General features: G+C 44.2%; 3 protein-coding genes. 1 reads left to right on the top strand and 2 read right to left on the bottom strand.

Going from position 1 to position 3,755, the window contains the following annotated elements; all coding sequences use genetic code 11:
- Window positions 1-248 precede the first annotated feature (248 nt).
- Window positions 249-2,090 (bottom strand): aldehyde ferredoxin oxidoreductase family protein, encoded by a 1,842-nt coding sequence (locus WB217_RS02195; protein WP_423990233.1) that lies wholly within the window; start codon window positions 2,088-2,090, stop codon window positions 249-251.
- A 135-nt stretch (window positions 2,091-2,225) separates the two neighbouring features.
- On the opposite strand from WB217_RS02195, the gene WB217_RS02200 reads away from it, so the two are divergent.
- Window positions 2,226-3,254 (top strand): ThiF family adenylyltransferase, encoded by a 1,029-nt coding sequence (locus WB217_RS02200; RefSeq protein WP_423990235.1) that lies wholly within the window; start codon window positions 2,226-2,228, stop codon window positions 3,252-3,254.
- Between the two features lie 278 nt (window positions 3,255-3,532).
- Here the strand turns inward: WB217_RS02200 and WB217_RS02205 are convergent.
- On the bottom strand, window positions 3,533-3,755 hold a 223-nt coding region (locus WB217_RS02205), incomplete at its 5' end, for a hypothetical protein (RefSeq protein WP_423990237.1).

A 3,755-nucleotide genomic window follows, 5' to 3' on the forward strand; every position in this document is an offset into this window, starting at 1 on the left:
TGGCTATCATTTTCGCCAGATTATCATTCATAATCGCCAAATTCCGTGTCATTTTCGCCAGATTCAGGCTTACTGCTTTCCTAGAAGTCCAAATTATCAGTAGGCTGTGCTCCCGTTTTAAGAGAAAACCGCTCAACATTCATTTTGTCCCCAATTTAAAACAAAAAACCAGGCAAAATCACCTGGTTTTCTATCATTCTTATGTTCAATTAGCATCTGTCCCGAATGCAGGGCAGATTATCAGCTAATTAAACTTCTTCAGTAGCAGGAGTCGTTGCTTCGTCAATGATTCCTAGTTCGCGAAGCTTTTGTTCAGGTACAACACCGTCTACCCATCCGCGCACGTTATAGTAATCATCTAGCATGATATCCATACGGCTTACCATGCCTAAGCTGTTACCTGAAGCAGCTTCTTCTGTGAAGCGTTTAGGAAGGAAGTCGTCATCACGCTTGTTGAAGCCAGCCAGGTTATTGTAGTAGCGCTCAAGGTTATAGATTCTTTCACCTGCAAGCATTACTTCATCAGCAGTCATTGGAATACCAGTCATCGTGCTGTACTGTTCAGCATAGTGCTCTGCATTTTCTGAGAAGGAAGAGAACTTACAAATATTCATAGAGTCAGAGAATGAAAGCAAGTTCTGGAATACATTCAGAAGCTCAGCTTTGCCTTCTGCCACAGTACGGTCAGTTGGCTCAGGAATACCGGCGATTTCACTCGCAATTGTGTAGCCGCGAAGGTGGCAAGCACCACGGTTACTAGTTGCATAGCCGAGGCCGATACCCTGGATACCGCGTGGATCGTAAGCTGGGATAGACTGGCCTTTAACAGACATGGAAAGCTCAGGAGCGCCCCATAGAGCTGTTGCACGCGCAGGTCCTTCAGCAAGAATGCCGCCGAAGCCTTCACGGAAAGCGATCTTGCGTGCGATTTCGATCATGCCATCTGCATCGCCCCAATCAAGCTTTTCGCCAACAAGGCCTTTTTCGTACGCTTCCATTGTGACTGAAATTGCGTGGCCAAGTTCGATTGTGTCCATGCCGTATTCATTACAAATATCGATTAAGTATGCAATCGCTTCAGAATCGCTTAGTCCGCTGTTTGCTCCAAGCGCCCATGCAGATTCGAACTCAAAGCTCTCAACGCGAGTCTTGTATTTGCCTTCTTTAACTTCGACTTCAATTTTACAAGCGACAGGGCAAGCGTGGCATGTATTGTTCGCAACAAGCAGGTGCTCATTTACATACTCGCCAGAGTGCTTTTCCGCTTCATCCCAGTGTGTTAACTGAGAGTTCCTTGTTGGAAGCGCTCCCACTTCATTGATCAAGTTAGTAAGGACATTCGTTCCATATACAGATAATCCGCCCTTGTTCGGAGCAGTCAATCCGCCTTCTAAAATCGCTTTTACAGCTTTTCTGTTAGCTTGATTGTATTCATCTTTCTGTGCCGGTTCAGGCATATTGCCTTTTTGTCCTGCCTTGATGACGATTGCCTTCAATTTCTTGAATCCCGCAACCGCACCAGTGCCGCCGCGTCCAGCAGAACGGTCATGCTCGTTCATGAATGCCGCAAAGCGAACACCATTTTCGCCAGCCTGGCCAATTGTCATGACACTAAGGTCATCCGCTCCATAGCGATCCTTCATAGCCTGGACAGTTGCACGTGTGCTCAAGCCCCAGAATTCAGAAGCATCACGAAGCTCTGCCTGGCCATTTTCGATATAAAGGTAAACAGGCTTGTCGCTCTTACCTTTAAAAATAACGTTATCAATGCCGGCCCATTTTAAGCGAGCTGCAGTCCAGCCGCCCATGTGAGAGTCAGTAACTGTTCCAGTCAATGGAGACTTTGTTACGACTGCAAGACGTCCGCTCATCGAAGAACGTGATCCTGTAACAGGTCCAGTCATGATACAAAGGATGTTTTCTTCGGATAACGGCTCAACCTCTGGGCCATTGTCCAAAACATACTTAACACCTAGACCGCGTCCACCAATATACTTCCGTACATCCTCTTCATTAATGCCTCTGTAATCAATCGAACCATCCGTCAAATCAACTAAAACTTCTTTGTTTTTAAATCCTCCAAGATTCATCTTAACTAATCCACCTCTTTCTTTTTGATTATTAAGAGAATTTAGTATCTCTTAACATTTAGTATAGTTAAATTTATCTACAAAAAAAAGCATTATTTACCTTATAATTTAACTTAGAAGTGAGGGGATTTTTTTATGACAGAAATGGAGCGTTATTCACGGCAAATTTTATTCAAGCAAATTGGCAGCGAAGGCCAGGAAAAGCTGTTAAATAGTTCTGCTGTCATCGTTGGCATGGGCGCGCTCGGAACGGTTATTTCAAATCACCTTGTCCGTTCGGGAGTAGGTCATGTCCGGATTATAGACAGGGACCTCGTGGAATTGTCGAATCTTCAGCGCCAAACTCTTTACGATGAGGACGATGCGAAGGAAAGCCTGCCAAAGGTCATCGCGGCTGAAAAGAAACTGACGAAAATCAATTCCGGGGTAAAAGTAGAGCCTATCATCGCGGATCTGACCTTAGATAATGCAGAAGACTTACTTGCAGGCTTCGATGTGATCGTCGACGGGACTGATAATTTCATGGCCCGCTACTTGATCAATGATGTCGCAGTCAAACACGGAATTCCCTGGGTCTACGGCGGCGCGGTCAGTTCAAGGGGTATGTTCGCAGTGATCAAGCCGGGTGAAACACCATGCTACCGCTGCCTGTTTCCTTCAGTGCCTGCGGGGCTGGGAGAAACGTGTGACAGCATAGGAGTCCTCTCCCCGATTACGGATATAATCGGATCATTTGAAGCTGTCGAAGCGCTCAAGCTTCTAGTTGGAGCTGAGTCAAATCCAAATCTCGAGCAAATGGATATCTGGTTTAACTCCTTTTTGCAAATGGATGTAAGCAAGGGGCGTAACCCTAAATGTCCTGCCTGCGTCCATCACCAATTTGAGTTTCTTGACCGTTCCTCAGAACAGCAAATTAACTATGCATCCTTATGCGGCAGGAATACGATCCAAATCAATCCGCGGCAAAAGGCAAAGACCGATTTGGAAAAACTCGCAGCTCGTTTGAAAAACAACGGTATGGTAAAAGGAAATCCGTTTTTGCTCCGTTTCATGCCAGATGAGGAAATCACAATGGTCATCTTTCAGGATGGAAGGGTCCTAGTCCATGGAACGAATGATACGGTAAAAGCAAAATCGTATTACGCCCGGTATCTCGGTTCCTGATCCATCGAAGCATAAGAAAAGATCTCTTTTGCAAGGCTGGCTATATTGAAGCTTTAAAAAGAATTGTCGGTGCTGCGAAGGTGGATTAATAACACACTCGACCCGAAACGGTTCCTTAATATCGAAAAGATCTTTGCAGAATAATAGACGGTAAAAGCGGCCAATAAAGCCGCTTTTTGCGTTTTTGCCACGCCTCATCCTTCAATTTACTACGATTTATTTTCAAACCGCTATGAATAAACAACACTTACAATGTTTTTATAAATATTCACTAGGAATTACCCATAGTCACTACGGTTTTTATTCATAATCACTACGAATACCACAACAATCGCTACGTTTTTATTCATAATCACTACGAAAACCACAACAATCACTACTTTTTCCAACAACTGGATATACTGCTTGTAACTTGAGCCCACTAGCTTAAATAGGATATCTTTATTCATTTTTATACCAAAAGGGTATAATGAAATCATTATTTCGTTCGGTAAAAGAGAG

Origin of the sequence: Mesobacillus sp. (assembly GCF_049588175.1) — a bacterium.
In the GTDB taxonomy this organism is placed as follows: Bacteria; Bacillota; Bacilli; order Bacillales; family Cytobacillaceae; genus Mesobacillus.